This is a genomic window from Streptomyces sp. NPDC090499, from assembly GCF_044769305.1.
Lineage (GTDB): Bacteria > Actinomycetota > Actinomycetes > Streptomycetales > Streptomycetaceae > Streptomyces.
Genome location: NZ_JBIVXP010000029.1, coordinates 45,269 through 66,493, shown reverse-complemented (window position 1 = coordinate 66,493; position 21,225 = coordinate 45,269). Strand labels below are relative to the sequence as shown.

Sequence of the window (21,225 nt, the reverse complement as noted above, 5' to 3'; positions counted from 1 at the left end):
CGGTCCCGTTCCCCTCAGCGCCGGGGTTCCCAGCGGAACCACCGCCGTACAGCAAACACCGCGACCACGGTCCAGGCCAGGGCGGTGAGGACCGCACCCAGGGCCTGGCCCGCGTCGAGCTCCCCGGTCCAGCCGGCCCGGACCAGGCGGACGGCCGGGGAGAGCGGGAGGAGTTCGCAGACCTTGGCGACCCGGCCGGGCAGGGCGTCCGCGGGCATCGCGATGCCCGAGCCCAGCAGGGAGACGAAGAGCAGGGGCAGCGCGGTGACCTGGGCGCTCTCGGTGGTCCGGGTGAAGGCCGAGGTGAGCGCGGCGAGCGCGGCGCTGAGCAGCAGGCCGAGGAGGAGCCCGAGCAGCGTGAGGTACGGCGCCCTGGGCGCGCCCGCGTCGAGCAGCACCGTGCAGCCGGCGGTCAGCAGCAGCGCCTGGGCCAGGCCGAGGCAGACGGCGGGCAGGGCGGTGCCGGCCAGGATCTCCGCGTCGGACAGTTCGCCGGTGCGCAGCCGTTTGAGGACGAGTTCCTCGCGGCGGGCGACGAACGCGCCGACCAGTGAGCTGTAGACGGCGAACAGGAAGGAGAAGCCGATCGCCGCGGTCAGCATCAGCGTGCCGGCGTTCAGTCCCTTCGCCCTGAGGTCGAACTGGTCGAGCGCGGGCCGCACCGTGACCGGCAGGGCGAGCGGCACGAGCAGTGCGGTGAGGACCGCGCTGCGGTTGCGGCCGAAGAGGAGCAGTTCGGCGTGGGAGAGGGCGCGCAGCCGTGTCGTGATCACCGTGTTCATGCGGCCGCCTCCTTCGCGATCCCCAGGAACGCCTCCTCCAGGGAGGCGGAGCGCACCTCCAGCCGGTGCAGTTCGACCCCGGTCCGCTCGGCCCAGCCCAGTACCGCGGCGGCGGTCCGCTGCACCTCGCGGGTGCGCAGCCGGACGAGGCCGCCGTCGAGTTCGTGTCCGCACACGCCCAGCGCGGCGAGCGGCGGCAGGTCTCCGAGGAAGTAGCCCGTGGGCAGTTCGAAGGACATCCGCGCGGGCCGGCCGGCGGTCACCTCGCCCGGTGTGCCGGCGGCCGCGATGCGTCCCTCGTGCAGGATCGCGAGCCGGTCGGCGAGGTCCTCGGCCTCCTCCAGGTAGTGCGTGGTGAGCAGGACGGCCGTCCCGTCGTCGCGCAGTGTGCGCACCAACTCCCAGGTGTCCCGGCGGCCTTCGGCGTCGAGTCCGGTGGTCGGCTCGTCCAGGAACAGCACCTCGGGCCTGCCGAGCAGCGCGAGCGCCAGGTCGAGGCGGCGGCGCTCGCCGCCGGAGAGCTGCTTGACCCGGACGTCCGTCCGGCCGCCGAGCCCGACCAGGCCGAGCGCCTCGGCCGGAGGCCGGGCTCCTGTCGTACAGCCGGCCCACATCCGTACCGTCTCGCCGACGGTCAGCTCGGAGGGGAAGCCGCCCTCCTGGAGCATCACGCCGGTGCGCGGGCGGACGGCGGCCCGCTCCCGGTGCGGGTCGTGGCCCAGTACCCGTACCCGGCCCCCGTCCGGGGCGGCGAGTCCTTCGAGCAGTTCGACCGTCGACGTCTTTCCGGCGCCGTTGGTGCCGAGCAGCGCGAAGATCTCCCCGCGGGCCACGGAGAAGGTGATTCCACGGACCGCCTCGAACCCGCCCCCGTAGACACGCCGGAGATCTGTGACCTCAATCACGTGTTCGTTGTTCATGACTCCAGCGTCCCCGCGGCCGGGGCCGCGGAGCAGTGCGCGGTGTCATCACTCGCCATGACAAATGTCAGAGGGCCTCTCCATGCGGGAGACGCGGGAGACCCTGGAGACGGGCGCACGAAAAAACCCCAGTCATACGACTGGGGTTTCCTCTATGAGCTGGAGCGGACGACGAGGCTCGAACTCGCGACCTCAACCTTGGCAAGGTTGCGCTCTACCAACTGAGCTACGTCCGCACTGCTCCCGACCGGCTCCCACCGATCGGTGCGAGCACCAGCCTACCTGATCCACAAGCATGCTCAGGACGGCGGTGCAGAGCGGGTGACAGGAATTGCACACTGCGCCTTCCCCCTGGAAGGGGGATGTTCTGCTACTGAACTACACCCGCATGTACTCCGTGGGCTGCGGCTTTTCGGCCGGGCCCTTCGGCGTGCTCCAGACATTAGCTGACCAGCAGGGGGGTAGCGCAAGTCGGCTGCCCCCAGGGGCGGCTGACGCTCCCTGAGGGCAGCCGGCCGCCCCTGTCACTGGGCGGCACTGAACGCCTCGTACACCTTCTTCGGGATGCGGCCGCGGGCCGGGACATCCATCTTGTTCGCCTGCGCCCAGGCGCGGACGGCCGCCGGGTCGGGGGCGACCTCCGTCTGCTTGTACGCCTTGCCCGACTTCGACCGCTTGCGGCCGGCCACCACGTAGGGCTCCAGGGCCCTGCGCAGTTTCTTGGCGTTGGCTTGATTCAGATCGATCTCGTACGACTTGCCGTCGAGTCCGAAGGCGATCGTTTCCGCCGCTTCCGAGCCGTCGATGTCGTCAAAGAGAGTGACCACGACCTTCTGCGCCACGAATATTCGGTCCCTTCGTGTGGCACGTCTATACAGCTCATCGACAGCTCATCGGCGATGACCGCGACGGCGGAAGATGACGTGCCGAGTATCGGCTATTGCCAATTCATTTGTACAGTGCCTGGCAATACAAAGTGAAGCCCGACTAAATCTGTCCGCGTGTCCCCAGCGCAATAGATGTCGTGGACGAACCCGGGGAACTTTCCCAGAACTTTTCGTGTGGATCGGCCGCTGTCACCCGATCGTGATGCGGCTCACGTAGTTTCCTACAACTCTACCCGCGTAGAAATTTTGTGCGGGTAGTCTGAAGACACCGGTCGGAGACCACCGACGGGTATCACGGGTATCTGCTCAGCAGTCAGCACCACAACACCGGGAGTGCCAGTGGCACGCGTCGTAGTCGACGTCATGCTCAAGCCGGAGATCCTCGACCCCCAGGGCCAGGCGGTCCAGCGTGCGCTGCCGCGCCTGGGTTTCGAAGGCATCTCCGATGTACGTCAGGGAAAGCGATTCGAACTGGAAGTTGACGGGCCGGTCGACGAGGCCGCGCTCGCCCGCATCCACGATCTTGCGGAATCCTTCCTCGCCAACACCGTGATCGAGGACTTCACGGTTCGCGTCGACGAAGTCGCGGAGGCGGCGAAGTGACCGCTCGTATTGGCGTCGTCACTTTCCCCGGAAGCCTCGACGACCGTGACACCCAGCGCGCGATCCGGCTCGCGGGCGCGGAACCGGTCGCCCTCTGGCACAAGGACAAGGACCTCCACCAGGTCGACGCGGTGGTCCTTCCCGGTGGTTTCTCCTACGGCGACTATCTGCGGGCCGGCGCCATCTCCCGCTTCTCGCCGGTGATGGAGACCGTCATCGAGCAGGCGAAGGCCGGACTGCCGGTCCTCGGTATCTGCAACGGCTTCCAGGTCCTCACCGAGGCCCACCTGCTCCCCGGCGCGATGCTCGGCAACAACCACCTGCACTTCATCTGCCGCGACCAGAAGCTGCGCGTGGAGAACACCTCCAGCGCCTGGACGACGGACTACAGCGCGGGCCAGGAGATCCATATCCCGCTGAAGAACATGGACGGCCGGTACGTCGCCGACGAGTACACGCTCGACAAGCTCGAGGCCGAGGGCCGGGTCGCCTTCCGGTACGTGGTCCGTGGCGAAGCCGCTGATGGATGCGGCAACCCGAACGGCTCGCTGCGCGACATCGCCGGCATCACCAACGAGGCCGGGAACGTCGTCGGCCTCATGCCGCACCCCGAGCACGCCGTCGAGCCGCTGATCGGCACCGGCCGCACGGACGGTCTCCCCTTCTTCACCTCGATCCTCAAGAAGCTGGTCAACGCATGAGCCGGACGCCTCTGGACACGGTCGAGCACGCGGCCGGGACCCCCGACGTCGAGCTGCCCTGGGCCGAACTGGGCCTGAAGAAGGACGAGTACGAGCGCGTGGTCGAGATCCTCGGCCGCCGCCCGACCGGCGCCGAGCTCGCCATGTACTCGGTCATGTGGTCCGAGCACTGCTCGTACAAGTCCTCCAAGGTCCACCTCCGCCAGTTCGGCGAGAAGGCGCCCCAGTCGGACGCCCTGCTCGTCGGCATCGGCGAGAACGCGGGCGTGGTCGACGTCGGCCAGGGCTACGCGGTCACCTTCAAGGTCGAGTCGCACAACCACCCCTCCTACGTCGAGCCCTACCAGGGCGCGGCCACGGGCGTGGGCGGCATCGTGCGCGACATCATCGCGATGGGCGCGCGTCCGGTGGCCGTGGTCGACCCGCTGCGCTTCGGCGCCGCCGACCACCCCGACACCAAGCGCGTGCTGCCCGGCGTCGTCGCCGGCATCGGCGGCTACGGCAACTGCCTGGGCCTGCCCAACATCGGCGGCGAGGTCGTCTTCGACGCCTGCTACCAGGGCAACCCGCTGGTCAACGCCGGTGCCATCGGCGTCATGCGGCACGAGGACATCCACCTCGCCAAGGCCTCCGGCGCCGGCAACCAGGTCATCCTGTACGGCGCCCGCACGGGCGGCGACGGCATCGGCGGCGCGTCGATCCTCGCCTCCGAGACCTTCGACGACGCCAAGCCCTCCAAGCGTCCGGCCGTCCAGGTCGGCGACCCCTTCCAGGAGAAGCTGCTCATCGAGTGCACCCTGGAGGCGTTCCGGGAGAAGCTCGTCGTCGGCATCCAGGACCTCGGCGCGGCCGGCCTGTCCTGCGCCACCTCCGAGCTGGCCTCGAACGGCTCCGGCGGCATGACCGTCACCCTGGACGACGTCCCGCTGCGCGACGCGACCCTCTCGCCCGAGGAAATCCTCATGAGCGAGTCGCAGGAACGCATGTGCGCCGTGGTCGAGCCGGCCAAGGTCGCCCGCTTCCTGGAGATCTGCGAGAAGTGGGACGTCATCGCCACCGTCATCGGTGAGGTGACCGACGGCGACCGCCTTGAGATCTTCTGGCACGGCGAGAAGATCGTCGACGTCGACCCGCGCACCGTCGCGCACGACGGCCCGGTCTACGAGCGTCCCTACGCCCGCCCGTCCTGGCAGGACGCCCTCCAGGCGGACGACGCGAACAAGCTGCCGCGCCCGGCGACGGCGGAGGAGCTCAGGCAGCAGGTCCTCCAGCTGGTCGGCTCCCCCAACCAGGCCTCCAAGAAGTGGATCACCTCGCAGTACGACCACTTCGTGCAGGGCAACACGGTGCTGGCCCAGCCCGAGGACTCGGGCATGATCCGCATCGACGAGGCCACGGGCCTCGGCGTCGCCATCGCCACCGACGGCAACGGCCGCTACGCCAAGCTCGACCCGTACGCGGGCGCCCAGCTGGCCCTCTCGGAGGCCTACCGCAACGTGGCGACCACCGGCGCCAAGCCGCTGGCCGTCTCCGACTGCCTGAACTTCGGCTCGCCCGAGGACCCGGCGGTGATGTGGCAGTTCGCCGAGGCGATCCGCGGCCTCGCCGACGCCTGCCAGCAGCTCGGCACCCCGGTGACCGGCGGCAACGTCTCGCTCTACAACCAGACGGGCGAGGTGGCCATCCACCCGACCCCGGTGGTCGCCGTCCTCGGCGTGATCGACGACGTGGCCCGCCGCATGCCGGTCGCCTTCCAGGAGGAGGGCCAGCTGCTCTACCTCCTCGGCGACACGCGTGCGGAGTTCGGCGGCTCGGCCTGGTCCCAGGTCGTCCACGACCACCTGGGCGGCCTGCCCCCGAAGGTGGACCTGGAGCGCGAGCGTCTGCTCGCCGAGATCCTGATCTCCGCCTCCCGCGACGGCATGATCGACTCCGCGCACGACCTGTCCGACGGCGGCCTGGTCCAGGCCGTGGTCGAATCCGCGCTGCTCGGCGGCAAGGGCGCCCGCCTGGTCGTCCCCGACGGCCTCGACGCCTTCACCTTCCTCCTCTCCGAGTCGGCCGGCCGCGCCGTCGTCGCCGTCCCGCGCTCCGAGGAGGTCCGCTTCAACGACATGTGCGGCGCCCGGGGCCTCCCGGCAACCCGCATCGGCGTCGTGGACGGCGACTCCGTGGAGATCCAGGGCGAGTTCAGCCTCTCCCTGGCGGAACTCCGCGAGGCCCACGAGGGCACGATCGAGGCGCTGCTCGCGTAGCCGGCCGTACGACGACGAAGGCCCCGCCCGGGTTCGTGTCTCCGGGCGGGGCCTTCTCGGCTCAGCGGACGTAGTTCTTGAGGATCTCCGTGTCGAGTTCGATGCCCATCGGACCGGGGATGGAGACCTTCTCACCGAACTTCGCAGTGTGGATGTCACGGTAGCCGCCGACCTGCCGGTCCGGATTGCTGTGCACCGTGACGGTGCAGGAGTCCCGGTCGATCAGGAGATACAGCGGGATTCCGGCCTGACCGTACGCGGTCGGCTTCTCGTGCCGGTCCCGTCGGTCGGTGTCCGAGTCGTAGGACGTGACCTCGACGACCATGAGCGCCCCGTCCGGGTCGGCCCACTCACCGTGTCCCGCGAAGTGCGCTTCGGGCGCGAGCAGGGCATCGGGTTTCGCCCTGCCTTCTCGATAGGCCTCCACTCGGAGTCCTCGCCCGTAGTACAGGTCCAGGTCGGGCCTGGCCTGCATACAGCGTCGGGCCAGCCAGGACACGATGGTGTCGTGGTCTCCGTCCGTCACCTTCTTGACTCCGATCCGTCCGTCGATGAACTCCAACGTGACGGTCTCGGGAGCGGTGGAAGCGATCGTTTCGAATTCTTCCACCGACATCTGAGACGTGCGCTCGGCCATAACCGTCATGTTGCACCCCCTTCCAGGCGAAGGCCAGTGTCGTCCGGTCCCGGCGGTGCGGAGCCGGGGTCGCCGTTGATCACTCGCACGGGTGATCGTTTCGGGCTGTCACAGCCGAGGCCCGTAACCTTTCGGGTTCGCGCCGGACACCGCATCCTTCTGGCATGTACTTGCGTGACGTCACCCCGGACGACGTGGACGCCTATGTCCGCATGCGCTGCGACCCCGTGATGATGAAGGACCTCGGCGGGCCGTTGCCCAGGGAGGGCATCGCGGACAAGGTGCGCCGGGATGCCGAGGAGGCGGCGGCCGGTACCTCCTGGATCAGGATGATCGTTCCTGATCCCGGTGCGCCCGAGGTCGTCGCGGGGAATGTGTGCGTCTGGGCGCACGACGAGGGCGGGGAGCCGGTCTCGGAGATCGGGTGGATGGTGCTGCCCGAGTTCCAGGGCCGCGGGCTCGGCAGGCTCGCCACCCGTGCCCTCCTCGAACAGGCCCGGGACGAGCACCGCTGGGGGGACATCCACGCCTTCCCGGCGACGGCCAACGGCCCCTCGAACGGCATCTGCCGGTCCCTTGGTTTCCGCCTCCTCGGCGAGACCGACGTCGACTTCGCCGGCCGGGTCATCCACAGCAACCACTGGGTGATCACCCCGGCTTCCGACCTCGCCCCCTGACTGCTGGCTTGGGCTCAGCGGCCCGGCTGCCGGAGGCGGGCCCGGACCGCGGTGCGGTCGACGGCGAGTTCGGTGAGGAGTTCTGCCACGGGGTCCGGGCGCTCGCAGTCGAGGAGGGCCAGCAGCAGGTGTTCCGGGGTGATGCGGCGGCTGTGGGCCTTCTTGGTCTCGGCGAGGGCGCGGGGGAGGACGGCGCGGGCGCCCGAGGTGAAGGGGGTGCGTTTGCGGGACGCGGGGATCGGGGCCCGCTCGATCCCGTGGACGTCGATGCCGACCACGGCCAGCGCGGACCGGTCGAGGGCGTCGAGGGCGGCGCGGGCGGTCTCCAGGTCGGTGCCGAGGGCGCGGACCGCGCCGGGATCGTGGAGCACGCCCAGCAGGAGGTGCTCGGTGCCGATGCGGCGGTCGCCGCGCAGCGTGGTCTCTTCGAGGGCCGAAGTGACGGTCGCCCTGGCCTCTGCCGCGAACTGTTCGAACATGCTCGTCTCACTTCCCGTACTTGGCGTGGACGGACTGCCGGGAGACGCCGAGGGCGTCCCCGATCTGCTCCCAGGACCAGCCCTGTTCGCGGGCGCGCCCGACCGCCGCCGCCTCGACCTGCTCGGCCAGCCGGTGCAGGGCACCCACCGCCCGCAGTCCCACCGCGGGGTCGTGTGACCTCAGGCGCTCCGAGAGCTCTTGTGTCTCCATGTCTGTCAGTCTGGATTGACGCCTTGCGGGATGTCAATCCAGGCTGACAAAAAATCCCCGGGTTGTCGGACCGACGCAATACGCTCACCGCCATGCCTCCCGCCAAGAAGCGCCCCAGGACGTACGACCCGGCCAAGACCCGTACGGCGGTTCTCGCCCAGTTCTCGAACGTGCGGGACGCCGTCCGCACCCTCACCCCCGAGCAGCTCGCGCTCCCCACCCGGCTGGCGGGGTGGACCGTACGGGACCTGGCCGCCCACATCGGCATGGCGGTCACCGCCGTCCACCGGGCCCTGGACCAGCCCGAGCCGGCGAAGGCCGACGCGGTGCTGCTCGACTGGCCGTTCGGGACCTCCGGCAACGCCGCCGCCATCGACGACTTCACCCGGCGCCTCGCCGCCGACCACCCCGACCTCGACGCCTACCTCGCCGACGCCGACGCCGGCCTCCGCGCCCTGCTCGACGCGCATCCCGGCAGCCGGCTGCTCGCCACCAGCGCCGGCGCGCTCTCCCTCGACGACTACCTCGTCACCCGGGCCGTCGAGCTGGTCGTCCACACCGACGACCTCGGCGCGGCGGTCCCGGGGCTCGACATCCCCTACGACCGGCAGGCGCTGGCCGCCTGCACCCGGCTGCTCGCCGACGCGCTCGCGGTCAAGGCGCCCGGCGGGTCGACCGAGGTGCGGGTGCCGCCGTACGCCGTGGTGCAGTGCGTCGAGGGGCCCCGGCACACCCGGGGGACCCCGCCGAACGTCGTCGAGACGGACCCGCTGACCTGGATCCGGCTGGCCACCGGACGGCTGGGGTGGCAGCAGGCCGTGGCGGACGCCAGGGTCAGCGCCAGCGGGGAGCGGGCCGACCTCGGGGCGTACCTGCCCGTCATGGGGTGAGGGAACCGGTCACCCGGGGCGCCCCGTCCAAACGGTATGCACGGGTACGGGTTGAAACAGCGCATGCGCCGTATGACCCTGGCGAGGGCAGTGGCCGCCGCCCTGATCGCTCTGCTCGCGGTGGCCTGTGGCAGTGGGAGAGGCGGAACCGTGGGGACTGGGCAGGACGTGACCGGGATCGACTGGACCGTGGACAGCGTGACCGTCGACGGCACCACCCACCGCGCCCCGGCGCGCGCCCATGTGAAGATCGAGGACGACCGGGCGGCCGGCAGCTTCGGGTGCAACCAGTTCAGCGGCACGGCACAGATCACCGGCGACCAGTTCCGGCTGAGTCACGTCCGCACCACGCGGATGGCCTGCGACAACGCGCGGATGACCTTCGAGCGCGCCCTCTCCCGCACGCTCACCTCCGGACCGCTGACCATGACCGGGGAGGGCGGGAAACTCACCCTCGCCGCGAGCGGCGGCGACCGCGTCCAGCTGTCCAGGACGTGACTGCGACCCGGGCCGCGGCCCCCTCGTGACCCCCCGAATGATGTGCGACACCTCACTCAGGGATACGGTGTGAGGGGGTTGCGCGGGCACCGCTCCGCCCGAACCGGCGCCGCCTGGAGAAAGCTCCCACCGCGCTGACCTGCAGAAATGTAGAAAGCCACAACCGCGTCCGTGGTCGTAGATCCATTACGGCCGGGTATCCCCAATTCGGACCAGTGGTCGATCTCGCCTACACTCGGTGCCGTGCCACGTGGTGACGGTCTCCTCAATCACGATCTGCTCCCCGGTGAGAAGGGCCCCCAGGACGCTTGCGGCGTCTTCGGAGTCTGGGCCCCCGGTGAAGAGGTCGCCAAGCTCACGTACTTCGGGCTGTACGCCCTCCAGCATCGGGGCCAGGAATCCGCGGGTATCGCGGTCAGCAACGGCTCCCAGATCCTCGTCTTCAAGGACATGGGCCTCGTCTCCCAGGTCTTCGACGAGACCTCCCTCGGCTCCCTCCAGGGCCACATCGCGGTCGGTCACGCCCGCTACTCGACCACCGGTGCCTCCGTGTGGGAGAACGCCCAGCCGACGTTCCGCGCCACCGCGCACGGCTCGATCGCGCTCGGCCACAACGGCAACCTCGTCAACACGGCGCAGCTCGCCGAGATGGTCGCCGAACTCCCCAAGGACCACAACGGCCGGTCCACCCGGGTCGCGGCCACCAACGACACCGACCTGCTCACCGCCCTCCTCGCGGCCCAGACCGACGACGACGGCAAGCCGCTGACCATCGAGGAGGCCGCGCACGCGGTCCTGCCGAAGGTCCGGGGCGCCTTCTCCCTCGTCTTCATGGACGAGCACACCCTCTACGCCGCCCGCGACCCGCAGGGCATCCGCCCGCTGGTCCTCGGCCGCCTGGAGCGCGGCTGGGTGATCGCATCGGAGTCCGCCGCGCTCGACATCTGCGGCGCCAGCTTCGTCCGCGAGATCGAGCCGGGCGAGTTCGTCGCCATCGACGAGAACGGCCTGCGCACCTCCCGATTCGCGGAAGCGAAGCCCAAGGGCTGTGTCTTCGAGTACGTGTACCTGGCCCGCCCCGACACCGACATCGCCGGGCGGAACGTCTACCTCTCCCGCGTGGAGATGGGCCGGAAGCTCGCCAAGGAAGCCCCGGTCGACGCCGACCTGGTGATAGCGACCCCGGAGTCCGGCACCCCGGCGGCCGTCGGCTACGCGGAGGCCTCCGGCATCCCCTTCGGCAACGGTCTGGTCAAGAACGCCTACGTCGGCCGGACCTTCATCCAGCCCTCGCAGACCATCCGGCAGCTCGGCATCCGCCTCAAGCTGAACCCGCTGAAGGAAGTCATCAAGGGCAAGCGGCTGGTCGTCGTCGACGACTCGATCGTCCGTGGCAACACCCAGCGGGCCCTGGTGCGGATGCTGCGGGAGGCCGGCGCGGCCGAGGTCCACATCCGGATCTCCTCGCCGCCGGTCAAGTGGCCGTGCTTCTTCGGCATCGACTTCGCCACCCGCGCCGAGCTCATCGCCAACGGCATGACCATCGAGGAGATCGGCACCTCGCTCGGCGCCGACTCCCTGGCGTACATCTCCATCGACGGCATGATCGAGGCGACCACCATCGCCAAGCCGAACCTGTGCCGCGCCTGCTTCGACGGCGAGTACCCGATGGAGCTCCCGGACCCCGAGCTGCTCGGCAAGCAGCTCCTGGAGACCGAGCTGGCCGCCGGTCCGGCTGCCACGGCCGCGGCCGACGCGATCCGTCGCCCGTAAGCCTCGTAGAAATCAACCCGAAAGATCCCAGGCAATGTCTGAGAACTCTGTTCCCGGTGCTTCCTACGCGGCTGCCGGCGTCGACATCGAGGCGGGCGACCGCGCCGTCGAGCTGATGAAGGCGTGGGTGAAGAAGACGCAGCGCCCCGAGGTCCTCGGCGGCCTCGGCGGCTTCGCCGGCCTCTTCGACGCCTCCGCCCTGAAGCACTACGAGCGCCCGCTGCTGGCCTCCGCGACGGACGGTGTGGGCACCAAGGTGGACATCGCGCGCCGGCTCGGCGTGTACGACACCATCGGCCACGACCTGGTCGCCATGGTCATGGACGACATCGTGGTGTGCGGCGCGGAGCCGCTGTTCATGACCGACTACATCTGCGTCGGCAAGGTCCACCCGGAGCGGGTCGCCGCCATCGTCAAGGGCATCGCGGAGGGCTGTGTGCTGGCCGGGTGCGCCCTCGTGGGCGGCGAGACGGCCGAGCACCCGGGTCTCCTCGGCCCGGACGACTTCGACGTCGCCGGCGCCGGTACGGGCGTGGTGGAGGCCGACCGGCTGCTCGGCGCGGATCGTATCCGTACGGGTGACGCGGTGATCGCCATGGCGTCCTCCGGGCTTCACTCGAACGGGTACTCCCTGGTCCGGCACGTGCTGCTGAACCAGGCGGGCCTCGCGCTCGACGCGCACATCGAGGATTTCGGCCGGACCCTCGGCGAGGAGCTCCTGGAGCCGACCAAGATCTACTCGCTGGACTGCCTGGCCCTGATGCGGACGGCGGAGGTGCATGCCTTCAGCCACATCACCGGCGGCGGACTCGCCGCGAACCTGGCCCGGGTCATTCCGGACCACCTGCACGCGGTCGTCGACCGCGCCACCTGGACCCCCGGTGCGGTCTTCGACCTGGTCGGCCGCACCGGCAGCGTGGAGCGGCTCGAACTGGAGAAGACGCTCAACATGGGCGTCGGCATGATGGCGATCGTCCCGCAGGAATCGGCGGAGGTGGCGCTGACCGCACTGGCCGACCGCGGGGTCGACGCCTGGGTCGCAGGCGAGATCACCGAGCGCGGCGAGCACACCACGGGTGCCGAACTGGTGGGGGACTACGCCTAAGGCTCCGTGAGGCCAGCACAAAACCCGGTCCGGCATGGAACCCCGGACCGGGCAAGTGAAGCGGCTCAGCAGCCGCTGGAGTCAAGCACCGCGACGATGCTGCGAGTGCGGACCGGACTGGCCGTCCTCGTCCTCGTCCTCATCGTCGTCGTTGTAGAGATCCGCGTACTGGGAGTACGGGTCGTCATCCTCGTCCTCGTCCTCGAACGGCTCGCCATTCGGCGGCTGGCTCGAAGTCGAAGCGCCCAGCTCGCTGGCCAGACGTGACAGGTCAGTCCCACCGCTGTTGTACTTCAGCTGGCGGGCGACCTTCGTCTGCTTGGCCTTGGCCCGGCCGCGCCCCATGGCTCGACCCCCTCGGTGACGGGGCTCGACGGCCCCAGAGTCTGACACGCGTTCATGATCCGGAACGGGCTCTCCTCGGAGAGACCGGTCCGTAGGGCTTCCACGGTACCTGAGCCCGCGCCCATACGGTACGTCGCCCGCACCACGCGCCTGGCTGCACGACCCGCGAGGCGCCCTGTCCCCGCTGGTCAACCACGATTTTAACCACTTCCTGGCGGCCGACCCGCCGACGAACGTGAGAGTTCTCTCCAAGTGCCCGCCGGCGGGTACCGGAAATCCGTCCGGAAACCCGGTGTTCGGTCAGTGGCCGCCCGCCGTTGCCGCTTCGTGCATCCGCTGTTCGGCGATCCGGTCGGCCGCAGCGGCCGGCGGAATCCCGTCGTCCTTCGCACGTGCGAAGATTGCCAGCGTGGTGTCGAAGATCTTCGCCGCCTTCGCCCTGCACCGGTCGAAGTCGAACCCGTGCAGCTCGTCGGCGACCTGGATGACCCCGCCGGCGTTCACCACGTAGTCCGGCGCGTAGAGGATCCCACGGTCGGCGAGGTCCTTCTCGACGCCCGGGTGGGCGAGCTGGTTGTTGGCCGCGCCGCACACCACCGACGCGGTCAGCACCGGCACGGACTCGTCGTTCAGGGCGCCGCCGAGCGCGCAGGGAGCGTAGATGTCGAGGCCCTCGATCTCGATCAGGGCGGCGGTGTCGGCGGCGACCCCCACGGCAGGGTGCTTGTCGGCGATACGCCACACGGCTTCCTGCCGTACGTCCGTGATCACGACCTCGGCGCCCTCCTCCAGCAGGTGCTCCACCAGGTGGTGGCCGACCTTGCCGACGCCCGCGATGCCGACGGTGCGGCCGCGCAGCGAGGGGTCGCCCCACAGGTGCTGGGCGCTGGCCCGCATGCCCTGGTAGACGCCGTAGGCGGTGAGCACGGAGGAGTCGCCCGCGCCGCCGTTCTCGGGGGAACGCCCGGTGGTCCAGCGGCACTCGCGGGCCACCACGTCCATGTCGGCGACGTACGTGCCGACGTCGCAGGCGGTGACGTACCGGCCGCCGAGCGAGGCCACGAACCGCCCGTAGGCGAGCAGCAGCTCCTCGGTCTTGTCGCGGTCCGGGTCCCCGATGATCACGGCCTTGCCGCCGCCGTGGTCGAGCCCGGCCATGGCGTTCTTGTACGACATCCCGCGCGCGAGGTTGAGGGCGTCGGCGACGGCCTCCTCCTCGCCCGCGTACGGGTAGAAGCGGGTGCCGCCGAGGGCGGGGCCCAGCGCGGTGGAGTGGATGGCGATGACGGCCTTGAGGCCGCTCTTGCGGTCCTGGCAGAGCACGACCTGCTCGTGACCGCCCTGGTCCGAATGGAACAGGGTGTGCAGGACGCCGGTGGAAACGTCGGTCACTGTGGTGACTCCCGGTTGTGTCGCGTGTGTCGCGCGGGTGGAAGCGGGGGCTCCCGTAAGGGTGGCGGGGGCCTGGCATGAGCGTAGAGCCATTGCCCGTACACCATCCGCGCAGTGTTCAGGATCACTCTCCCGTGCCGTGTGTGCACGTATGAGCGTGGGACGATTTGCTGTGGTTTCCGCGACCGGCCCGGTCCGGCTCCTTCGTGGGTTCCGCTGGTTTCGAGCCCGGTCCGATGGGGAGGGAGCAGGCGTGCCCAAGGTGTCCTCGGTGGTCGTCCCGTATGCGACGTACCTGCGTGTGTACGAGCCGCTGGCAGCCTTCCCGGACCGGGAGCGCGACCACTGGACGCGCTACGCCCGCCGTCCGGAGCGCCCCTCCTACCAGGATGAACTGCGGCGCTCCCTGGCCGACTTGCTGCCCACCCCGCCGATCGCGGTGCCGGTGCAGGAGAGCGCCGAGGCGTTCGTCCTGGAGGTGGACGGCGTCGTCTGCGTCTGCCCGTGGCGGACCCGGCTGCGCGGCTGGCGGGCTCTGGAGGAGCTCTCCGACGAGCTGCCGAAGCCGGTCCTGGACGCGATGCTGCCGCCGGTCGTGCGCCGGCAGGCCGCGATGGACTACGAGCGCTGGCTGGCCCGCAACCCCGACTCCCGGCCCTGGATCCGCACCGCGACCTGGCAGGTGCCGCTGAACTGGTTCGTGCTGGTCTCCGACGAGGAGCGCCGGTACGAGAAGGGCACCGCCGAGATCCCGCCGATGCTGCGCTACCGCACGCCCATGGTGCAGGCCCGGCGCCGGGTGGCCCGGGCGCTGCGCACGCTCAAGGACACCGTGGAGGAAGGGCCGCTGATCGACGGCCTGGTGGACGTCGGCCGCTGGCTGGAGGAGTTCCATCCGCGCTCGGTGGTCGAGCTGGACTACGGCGGCCTCGTGCATGCCCTGCCGGCCGGGGACCTGGAGGACGACCACTCGGCGGCCGACGTGGCGGCCGGCATCGAGGCGCTGCGCCAGGGTGACGGGGCGGCGGCCGGGGAGGCGTACGGGCGCCTGGTGGAGCGGTGGCGCGCGGTACGGGACCGCCGTTCGGCGAACTGAGTACCGGTCTGCGTGGCGGCCCGGGTGCCGGTCTGAGAGCCGGTCTGAGCGCGGACGCCCGGTGATCCGTACTGAGTGACGGGGCGTCCGATGCGGTTTACCACCGGATGACACCTGCGTGACGTGTGTGTGTTGAGTGACGTACGTCACGGCCCAGAAGCCATGAAACAACGTACCTTGACGGCACTTCAGTGAACGCACTGGACGTTGGATCCCGATCCGGGCTTTTGCGTCAAGGGTGACGGATAGCACTTACACGGCTCTTGCGCCTCTTGCCACTCCTCGTGCCAAAATAGGACAAGGAGTCCGGGGAGGGCTCCATCCGTCCAAGTGTGGTGCACTGTGGGCGGATTCTCAGCATTACGTGCTTTGGGGGGTCTGGTGACTCCTGATCGTCCTGTGACTGATCGTCACAGTGGCGTGACTGTCCGCTATGGCATGGTCCATCGGCTTCCGCGGCTGATGCCTACCTGGGAGGGCAATTCCATCGGTTTGGCCGACGCGGCTGGACAGATGGTGTAGTTGTAGTGCCGAGGACAAGCCGTTCGTCCTATAACCGACTCGACTCGCGTCCGCCATTTCGGGCAACGCGGGTCAAGGTGCAGAATTTAGAGGAAAGAACCGAGAAGGTTCGGTTCTCCCGAGGAGGCCGCTCATGACCGCTCGCACCCCTGATGCCGAGCCGCTGCTGACCCCGGCTGAGGTCGCCACGATGTTCCGCGTCGACCCCAAGACGGTCACGCGGTGGGCGAAGGCCGGCAAGCTCACGTCGATCCGCACGCTCGGCGGACACCGCCGCTACCGCGAGGCTGAGGTGCGCGCCCTGCTGGCGGGCATCCCGCAGCAGCGCAGTGAAGCCTGATCCAACTGAATAGCGGGCAAACCGACCGGTCCCCCAACTGGCCGAGGTGCCCCGAACCCTAGCTTCAAGCGACGCGGGACCTGCCCCAACGGGACCCACGCCCAGGCCGACAAGAACTTTTCAGGCAAGCGACACAGGGTGCGTCGTAGATCGCGCTGGACTCCGCCGGGTCCAGCGCGATCTTTTTTGTGCGTCCATGGGGTCTTCGGCGACCCTAACCGGCGCCTCTGTGAGCAGCCTTGTCGGAGTCTGGGGATCACTGTCGGATCCGCTGTGCGGGCACCGGAGGGGGTCCGGGGCGGGGTCCGCAGGATGGTGCAATTGCACATATTAAATTGACCAGTTGTAGGAAGGGGGTAAGTACCGCCGTTTCGGAAACTCATGCGGTGACACCCGTCACATACCGCACGGGTTGTTTGTACTGCCCCGGGTGCGCTAGAGGAGCCTCGCGCTCCACCGGCCCTTGGGGGAACGGCGGTTGGGCCCACCGTTACGGGCCGACGGGGGCCCGGTCCTCCGTGGCGTCCTCGGGGGGCTCCGCGGCGTGCGGGGCGGAGTCCATGGCCAGCCGCAGCAGCTGATGGCAGACCGCGCAGCGGCGGGTCAGATGCCGGTACGACGAGGCGGCCGCCAGGTGGGCCCTCAGCAACGCCCGCGTCTCGTGCCGCACCGAAGCCGCCATACGCCACCTCCAGAAGGGCGCCGACAACAACCAAGCCCTCCCTCCTGGGTAACCACCGAATGTGACGCCGTCAAGGGCGCCGACCGCGACATGCCCCGCGCCCCAGGCCGGACCGCATACGACCGATCCAGCCCGCTTTCAGGCCGATCAGCTCCGATACGGCCCTCTTCCTGTCCGCTTGCTTCACGGCAGGCCCTGCTGCCCGGCACTGCAAGCTCGCGCGGCCGGGGGGCTGGGGGGCTGGGGGGCTGTGGTCGTAGACATGCGAAAGGCCCGCTTCCCTTGCGGGGTGCGGGCCTTGGCGGTTGTGCGGTCCTGACGGGATTTGAACCCGCGGCCTCCACCTTGACAGGGTGGCGAGCACTCCAAGCTGCTCCACAGGACCAGGTTTCGCGGCACTTTGTCTTGCGTTGTGCTGCGAGAAGGACTGTACAGGAGGGGGCGGGCCCTGGTCGAACTCACTCAGCGTGCCCGGTCGGTTACGGAGCCGCCGTGTCGATCGCCTTCACGATCCGCTTGTCCGAGACCGGGTACGCCGTGCCCAGCGCGTGCGCGAAGTAGCTGACCCGCAGCTCCTCGAGCATCCAGCGGATGTCCAGGACCTGCTGCGGCACCGGCCGGCCCTTCGGGAGCTGCTCCAGGAGCCAGGCGTACTCGTCCTGCATCTCGTGGACCTTCTCCATGCGGGTGGTGTCCCGCTGGACGTTCGTCGGCATCTGCTGGAGGCGGCGGTCGGCGGCGACAAGGTAGCGCATCAGGTCGGGGAGGCGTCGTATACCGGCCCACGTCACGAAGCCGGGCTTCACGAGGGCGTCCAGCTGCTTGCGGACGTCCGTCAGGTTCGCGAGCAGCGCGGGGCTCCGGACGGCCTTCAGGCGGCGTTCACAGGCCTGCCAGGCGGCAAGCACCTGCTGCACCTGCCCGACCGTACGGACCGTTGTGTCGACGATCTCGGCACGCACCTTGTCGTACAGCTTCCGGTACGACTCCTCGTCCCACACCGGCCCCCCGAAGTCGGCGATCAGCTTGTCCGCCGCCGCCATCGCGCAGTCGTCGAACAGGGCCTGGATCGTGCCGTGCGGGTTCGCCGACAGCGCGAGCTTCTGGGCGTTCGTCAGCTTCTCCGAGGCGAACTTCGCGGGGTTCACCGGGATGTTGCGCAGGATGAGCCGCCGCGTGCCCTTCCACATCGCCTCGGCCTGCTCCTCCTCGGTGTCGAAGAGGCGGACGGAGACCGTGTCGCCGTCGTCGACGAGGGCGGGGTACGCCTTGACCGGCTGGCCGGCCCGGCGGGTCTCGAAGACCCGCGTCAGGGCGCCGATCGTCCAGTCCGTGAGGCCCTTGCGCTCCAGCGACTCGCCGCCCTGGCGCTCCGCGGTGGCCGCGGCGGCCTGCGAGATGGCCTGGCGTGCCTTCGGCTTCAGCCGGAGCTTCAGCGCCTCCAGGTCCTTGTCCTCGGCCAGCTTCCGGCGCCGTTCGTCGACGATCCGGAAGGTGATCTTCAGATGGTCCGGGACCCTCGCCCAGTCGAAGTCCTCGGCCTCGAAGGGCACGCCGACCATCCGCTTCAGCTCGCGGGCCATGGTCGTGGTCAGGGGCTCCTGCAGGGGGACCGCGGTGTCCAGGAAACGCTTCGCGAAGTTCGGCGCGGGCACGTAGTTGCGGCGGATCGGCTTCGGGAGGGTGCGGATCAGCTCCGTGACCACCTCTTCCCTGAGGCCCGGGATCTGCCAGTCGAAGCCCTCGTCCGTCACCTGGTTGAGGACCTGGAGCGGGATGTGGACGGTCACGCCGTCGGCGTCCGCGCCCGGTTCGAACTGGTACGTCACCCGGAACTTCAGCTGGCCCTGCCGCCAGGAATCCGGGTAGTCGGTCTTGGTGACCGCCCCCGCCGACTCCCGGATCAGCATCTCCCGCTCGAAGTCCAGGAACTCCGGCTGCTCGTGCCGCTTCCGCTTCCACCAGGAGTCGAAGTGGGCGCCGGAGACGACGTGCTCGGGCACCCGCTGGTCGTAGAAGTCGAAGAGCGTGTCGTCGTCGACGACGATGTCCCGGCGCCGGGCGCGGTGTTCGAGCTCCTCGACCTCGCTCAGCAGCTTGCGGTTGTCGGCGAAGAACTTGTGGTGGGTCCGCCAGTCGCCCTCGACCAGTGCGTTGCGGATGAAAAGCTCGCGGCTGGTCTCCGGGTCGATCCGGCCGTAGTTCACCTTCCGGTCGGCGACGATCGGCACGCCGTACAGCGTGACCTTCTCGAACGCCATCACGGCCGCCTGGTCCTTCTCCCAGTGCGGCTCGCTGTACGTCCGCTTGAGGAGGTGCTCGGCCAGCGGCTCGACCCACTCCGGCTCGATCTTCGCGTTGACCCGGGCCCAGAGGCGGCTGGTCTCCACCAGCTCGGCCGACATCACGAACCGCGGGGTCTTCTTGAACAGCGCGGAGCCCGGGAAGAGCGCGAACTTCGCGCTGCGCGCCCCCAGGTACTCGTTCTTCGCGCCGTCCTTCACGTCCTTCATGCCGATGTGCGACAGCAGGCCGGCGAGCAGGGAGACGTGCACGCGGTCGCCGGGGGCGTCCTCCTCGTTGAGGTGGATGCCCATCTGCTTGGCGACCGTGCGCAGCTGCGTGTAGATGTCCTGCCACTCGCGGATCCGCAGGAAGTTCAGGTACTCCTGCTTGCACATCCGCCGGAAGGAGCTGGAGCCGCGTTCCTTCTGCTGCTCCCTGACGTACGTCCACAGGTTGAGGAAGGCGAGGAAGTCGCTGGTCTCGTCGCGGAAGCGGGCGTGCTGCTGGTCGGCCTGGGTCTGCTTGTCGGCCGGGCGTTCGCGCGGGTCCTGGATGGAGAGCGCGGCGGCGATGACCATGACCTCGCGGACACAGCCGTTCTTGTCGGCCTCCAGGACCATCCGGGCGAGCCGCGGGTCGACGGGCAGCTGGGCGAGCTTGCGGCCGGTGTCGGTGAGCCGTCTGCGCGGGTCCTTCTCGGCCGGGTCGATCGCGCCCAGCTCCTGGAGGAGCTGCACGCCGTCGCGGATGTTGCGGTGGTCCGGCGGGTCGATGAAGGGGAACTTCTCGATCTCGCCGAGGCCGGCCGCGGTCATCTGCAGGATGACGCTCGCCAGGTTCGTCCGGAGGATCTCCGCGTCCGTGAACTCCGGCCGGGAGACGAAGTCGTCCTCGGTGTACAGCCGGATGCAGATGCCGTCGGAGGTACGGCCGCAGCGGCCCTTGCGCTGGTTCGCGCTGGCCTGGCTGATCGCCTCGATGGGCAGCCGCTGCACCTTGGTGCGGTGGCTGTAGCGGGAGATCCGGGCGAAGCCGGGGTCGATGACGTACTTGATGCCCGGGACGGTGAGCGAGGTCTCGGCCACGTTGGTGGCCAGAACGATCCTGCGGCCGGTGTGCGGCTGGAAGACCCGGTGCTGCTCGGCGTGCGAGAGCCGGGCGTAGAGCGGCAGGACCTCGGTGAACCGGTAGTTCTTCCTGGTGAGCGCGTCCGCGGTGTCCCGGATCTCCCGCTCCCCCGAGAGGAAGACGAGGATGTCGCCCTGCCCCTCGCCCTGGAGCTCCTCCACGGCGTCGCAGATGGCGGTGATCTGGTCCCGGTCGGCGTCCTCGGCGTCCTCTTCGAGGAGCGGCCGGTACCGGACCTCGACCGGGTACGTCCGGCCGCTCACCTCGATGATCGGGGCCTCGCCGAAGTGCCGGGAGAACCGCTCGGGGTCGATGGTCGCGGAGGTGATGACGACCTTGAGGTCGGGCCGGCGCGGCAGCAGCTGGGCGAGGTAGCCCAGCAGGAAGTCGATGTTGAGGGACCGCTCGTGGGCCTCGTCGATGATGATCGTGTCGTAGGCGCGCAGCTCGCGGTCGGTCTGGATCTCGGCGAGCAGGATGCCGTCCGTCATCAGCTTGACGAAGGTGGCGTCGGGGTTCACCTGGTCGGTGAAGCGGACCTTCCAGCCGACGGCCTCCCCGAGCGGCGTCCGCAGCTCCTCCGCCACCCGCTCGGCGACGGTACGGGCGGCGATCCGGCGGGGCTGGGTGTGCCCGATCATGCCGCGCACGCCGCGGCCGAGCTCCATACAGATCTTGGGGATCTGGGTGGTCTTCCCGGAGCCGGTCTCACCGGCGACGATCACGACCTGGTGATCGCGTATCGCCTCCGCGATCTCGTCCTTCTTCTGGCTGACGGGCAACTGCTCGGGGTACGAGACGGCGGGCACGACGGCGCGCCGGGCGGCCATCCGTTCCTCGGCCCTGGCCACCTCTGCCTCGATCTCGGCGAGGACGGCGGCCCGGGCCTCCGGTTTACGGATCTTGCGCGCACCTTCCAGCCTGCGCCCGAGCCGGTGCGCGTCGCGCAGTGAGAGCTCGGTCAGGCGAGGGGCGAGGGGGCCGAGGGCGGGGGCGGGATGCGTAGACATACGCGG

At 69.5% G+C, this 21,225-nt stretch carries 20 protein-coding genes and 3 tRNA genes; 10 read left to right on the top strand and 13 right to left on the bottom strand.

Translation table 11 applies throughout. The features are described from left to right. Window positions 1-14: 14 nt before the first annotated feature. From ACIQVL_RS48170 to ACIQVL_RS48150, 5 genes are all read right to left on the bottom strand, one after another. Entirely contained in the window at window positions 15-782 is a 768-nt protein-coding gene (locus ACIQVL_RS48170) for an ABC transporter permease (protein ID WP_403444036.1), read from the bottom strand. Continuing rightward, complete coding sequence (locus ACIQVL_RS48165; protein ID WP_403478805.1) at window positions 779-1,702, bottom strand: ABC transporter ATP-binding protein; 924 nt, start codon at window positions 1,700-1,702, stop codon at window positions 779-781. Before ACIQVL_RS48165 ends, ACIQVL_RS48170 begins: the two co-directional genes overlap by 4 nt. Before the next feature lie 160 nt (window positions 1,703-1,862). Next, window positions 1,863-1,938: transfer RNA gene (locus ACIQVL_RS48160), tRNA-Gly, on the bottom strand. 80 nt (window positions 1,939-2,018) lie between these two features. Then, window positions 2,019-2,090 (bottom strand) — tRNA-Gly (locus ACIQVL_RS48155). Window positions 2,091-2,226: 136 nt separating this feature from the next. Further along, complete coding sequence (locus tag ACIQVL_RS48150; protein WP_351706462.1) at window positions 2,227-2,544, bottom strand: Lsr2 family protein; 318 nt, start codon at window positions 2,542-2,544, stop codon at window positions 2,227-2,229. Window positions 2,545-2,928: 384 nt separating this feature from the next. Between ACIQVL_RS48150 and purS the strand changes: the two genes are divergently transcribed. Genes purS through purL form a run of 3 tightly spaced genes read left to right on the top strand, consistent with a single transcriptional unit; the run spans window position 2,929 to window position 6,148 of the window. Beyond that, window positions 2,929-3,192 (top strand): phosphoribosylformylglycinamidine synthase subunit PurS, encoded by a 264-nt coding sequence (gene purS / locus ACIQVL_RS48145; RefSeq protein ID WP_093501106.1) that lies wholly within the window; start codon window positions 2,929-2,931, stop codon window positions 3,190-3,192. After that, window positions 3,189-3,893, top strand: a complete 705-nt coding sequence (gene purQ, locus ACIQVL_RS48140; protein WP_403478804.1) for a phosphoribosylformylglycinamidine synthase subunit PurQ — start codon at window positions 3,189-3,191, stop codon at window positions 3,891-3,893. Before purS ends, purQ begins: the two co-directional genes overlap by 4 nt. Further along, the gene (purL, locus tag ACIQVL_RS48135) at window positions 3,890-6,148 is read left to right on the top strand and encodes a phosphoribosylformylglycinamidine synthase subunit PurL (RefSeq protein WP_403478803.1); all 2,259 of its coding nucleotides are present in this window, start codon (window positions 3,890-3,892) and stop codon (window positions 6,146-6,148) included. The genes purQ and purL overlap by 4 nt, the downstream gene beginning before the upstream one ends. Window positions 6,149-6,209: 61 nt before the next feature. On the opposite strand, the gene ACIQVL_RS48130 is transcribed toward purL, so the two are convergent. Further along, a complete protein-coding gene (locus ACIQVL_RS48130; RefSeq protein WP_403478802.1) occupies window positions 6,210-6,794 on the bottom strand; it encodes a Uma2 family endonuclease in 585 nt (194 codons plus the stop codon). Window positions 6,795-6,949: 155 nt separating this feature from the next. On the opposite strand from ACIQVL_RS48130, the gene ACIQVL_RS48125 reads away from it, so the two are divergent. After that, window positions 6,950-7,462, top strand: coding sequence for a GNAT family N-acetyltransferase (locus tag ACIQVL_RS48125; protein WP_403478801.1), 513 nt, complete (start codon window positions 6,950-6,952; stop codon window positions 7,460-7,462). Between the two features lie 14 nt (window positions 7,463-7,476). Here ACIQVL_RS48125 and ACIQVL_RS48120 read toward each other — a convergent pair whose 3' ends face one another. Further along, window positions 7,477-7,941, bottom strand: coding sequence for a Clp protease N-terminal domain-containing protein (locus ACIQVL_RS48120; RefSeq protein WP_403478800.1), 465 nt, complete (start codon window positions 7,939-7,941; stop codon window positions 7,477-7,479). Window positions 7,942-7,948: 7 nt separating this feature from the next. Then, window positions 7,949-8,152: a helix-turn-helix domain-containing protein gene (locus tag ACIQVL_RS48115; RefSeq protein ID WP_403444018.1), complete on the bottom strand. Its 204-nt coding sequence runs from the start codon at window positions 8,150-8,152 to the stop codon at window positions 7,949-7,951. Window positions 8,153-8,244: 92 nt separating this feature from the next. On the opposite strand from ACIQVL_RS48115, the gene ACIQVL_RS48110 reads away from it, so the two are divergent. The 4 genes from ACIQVL_RS48110 (at window position 8,245) to purM (ending at window position 12,418) form a co-directional block, all read left to right on the top strand. Then, window positions 8,245-9,042, top strand: coding sequence for a sterol carrier family protein (locus tag ACIQVL_RS48110; RefSeq protein WP_403478799.1), 798 nt, complete (start codon window positions 8,245-8,247; stop codon window positions 9,040-9,042). Window positions 9,043-9,192: 150 nt separating this feature from the next. Then, window positions 9,193-9,540 carry an META domain-containing protein gene (locus ACIQVL_RS48105; RefSeq protein ID WP_403478798.1) on the top strand — a complete coding sequence of 116 codons (348 nt, stop codon included), beginning with the start codon at window positions 9,193-9,195 and terminating at the stop codon, window positions 9,538-9,540. A gap of 243 nt (window positions 9,541-9,783) precedes the next feature. After that, window positions 9,784-11,313, top strand: coding sequence for an amidophosphoribosyltransferase (gene purF / locus ACIQVL_RS48100; protein WP_403444011.1), 1,530 nt, complete (start codon window positions 9,784-9,786; stop codon window positions 11,311-11,313). Window positions 11,314-11,347: 34 nt separating this feature from the next. Beyond that, a complete protein-coding gene (purM, locus tag ACIQVL_RS48095; protein WP_403444008.1) occupies window positions 11,348-12,418 on the top strand; it encodes a phosphoribosylformylglycinamidine cyclo-ligase in 1,071 nt (356 codons plus the stop codon). A gap of 81 nt (window positions 12,419-12,499) precedes the next feature. Here the strand turns inward: purM and ACIQVL_RS48090 are convergent, their stop codons facing one another. Together ACIQVL_RS48090 and ACIQVL_RS48085 are read right to left on the bottom strand one after the other, a co-directional pair. Next, window positions 12,500-12,763 (bottom strand): DUF3073 domain-containing protein, encoded by a 264-nt coding sequence (locus ACIQVL_RS48090; RefSeq protein ID WP_403478797.1) that lies wholly within the window; start codon window positions 12,761-12,763, stop codon window positions 12,500-12,502. A gap of 300 nt (window positions 12,764-13,063) precedes the next feature. Beyond that, window positions 13,064-14,155: a Leu/Phe/Val dehydrogenase gene (locus tag ACIQVL_RS48085; RefSeq protein ID WP_403478796.1), complete on the bottom strand. Its 1,092-nt coding sequence runs from the start codon at window positions 14,153-14,155 to the stop codon at window positions 13,064-13,066. A gap of 253 nt (window positions 14,156-14,408) precedes the next feature. Between ACIQVL_RS48085 and ACIQVL_RS48080 the strand changes: the two genes are divergently transcribed. Continuing rightward, on the top strand, window positions 14,409-15,251 hold the full coding sequence (locus ACIQVL_RS48080; RefSeq protein WP_403444001.1) for a hypothetical protein: 843 nt from the start codon (window positions 14,409-14,411) through the stop codon (window positions 15,249-15,251). Window positions 15,252-15,906: 655 nt separating this feature from the next. Beyond that, window positions 15,907-16,113 (top strand): developmental transcriptional regulator BldC, encoded by a 207-nt coding sequence (gene bldC / locus ACIQVL_RS48075; RefSeq protein WP_003949541.1) that lies wholly within the window; start codon window positions 15,907-15,909, stop codon window positions 16,111-16,113. A gap of 490 nt (window positions 16,114-16,603) precedes the next feature. Here the strand turns inward: bldC and ACIQVL_RS48070 are convergent, their stop codons facing one another. From ACIQVL_RS48070 to hrpA, 3 genes are all read right to left on the bottom strand, one after another. Then, window positions 16,604-16,795, bottom strand: coding sequence for a DUF6274 family protein (locus ACIQVL_RS48070; RefSeq protein WP_403443998.1), 192 nt, complete (start codon window positions 16,793-16,795; stop codon window positions 16,604-16,606). A 310-nt stretch (window positions 16,796-17,105) separates the two neighbouring features. Further along, window positions 17,106-17,180: transfer RNA gene (locus tag ACIQVL_RS48065), tRNA-Asp, on the bottom strand. A gap of 94 nt (window positions 17,181-17,274) precedes the next feature. Next, window positions 17,275-21,219, bottom strand: a complete 3,945-nt coding sequence (gene hrpA / locus ACIQVL_RS48060; RefSeq protein WP_403443996.1) for an ATP-dependent RNA helicase HrpA — start codon at window positions 21,217-21,219, stop codon at window positions 17,275-17,277. Window positions 21,220-21,225: the final 6 nt, after the last annotated feature.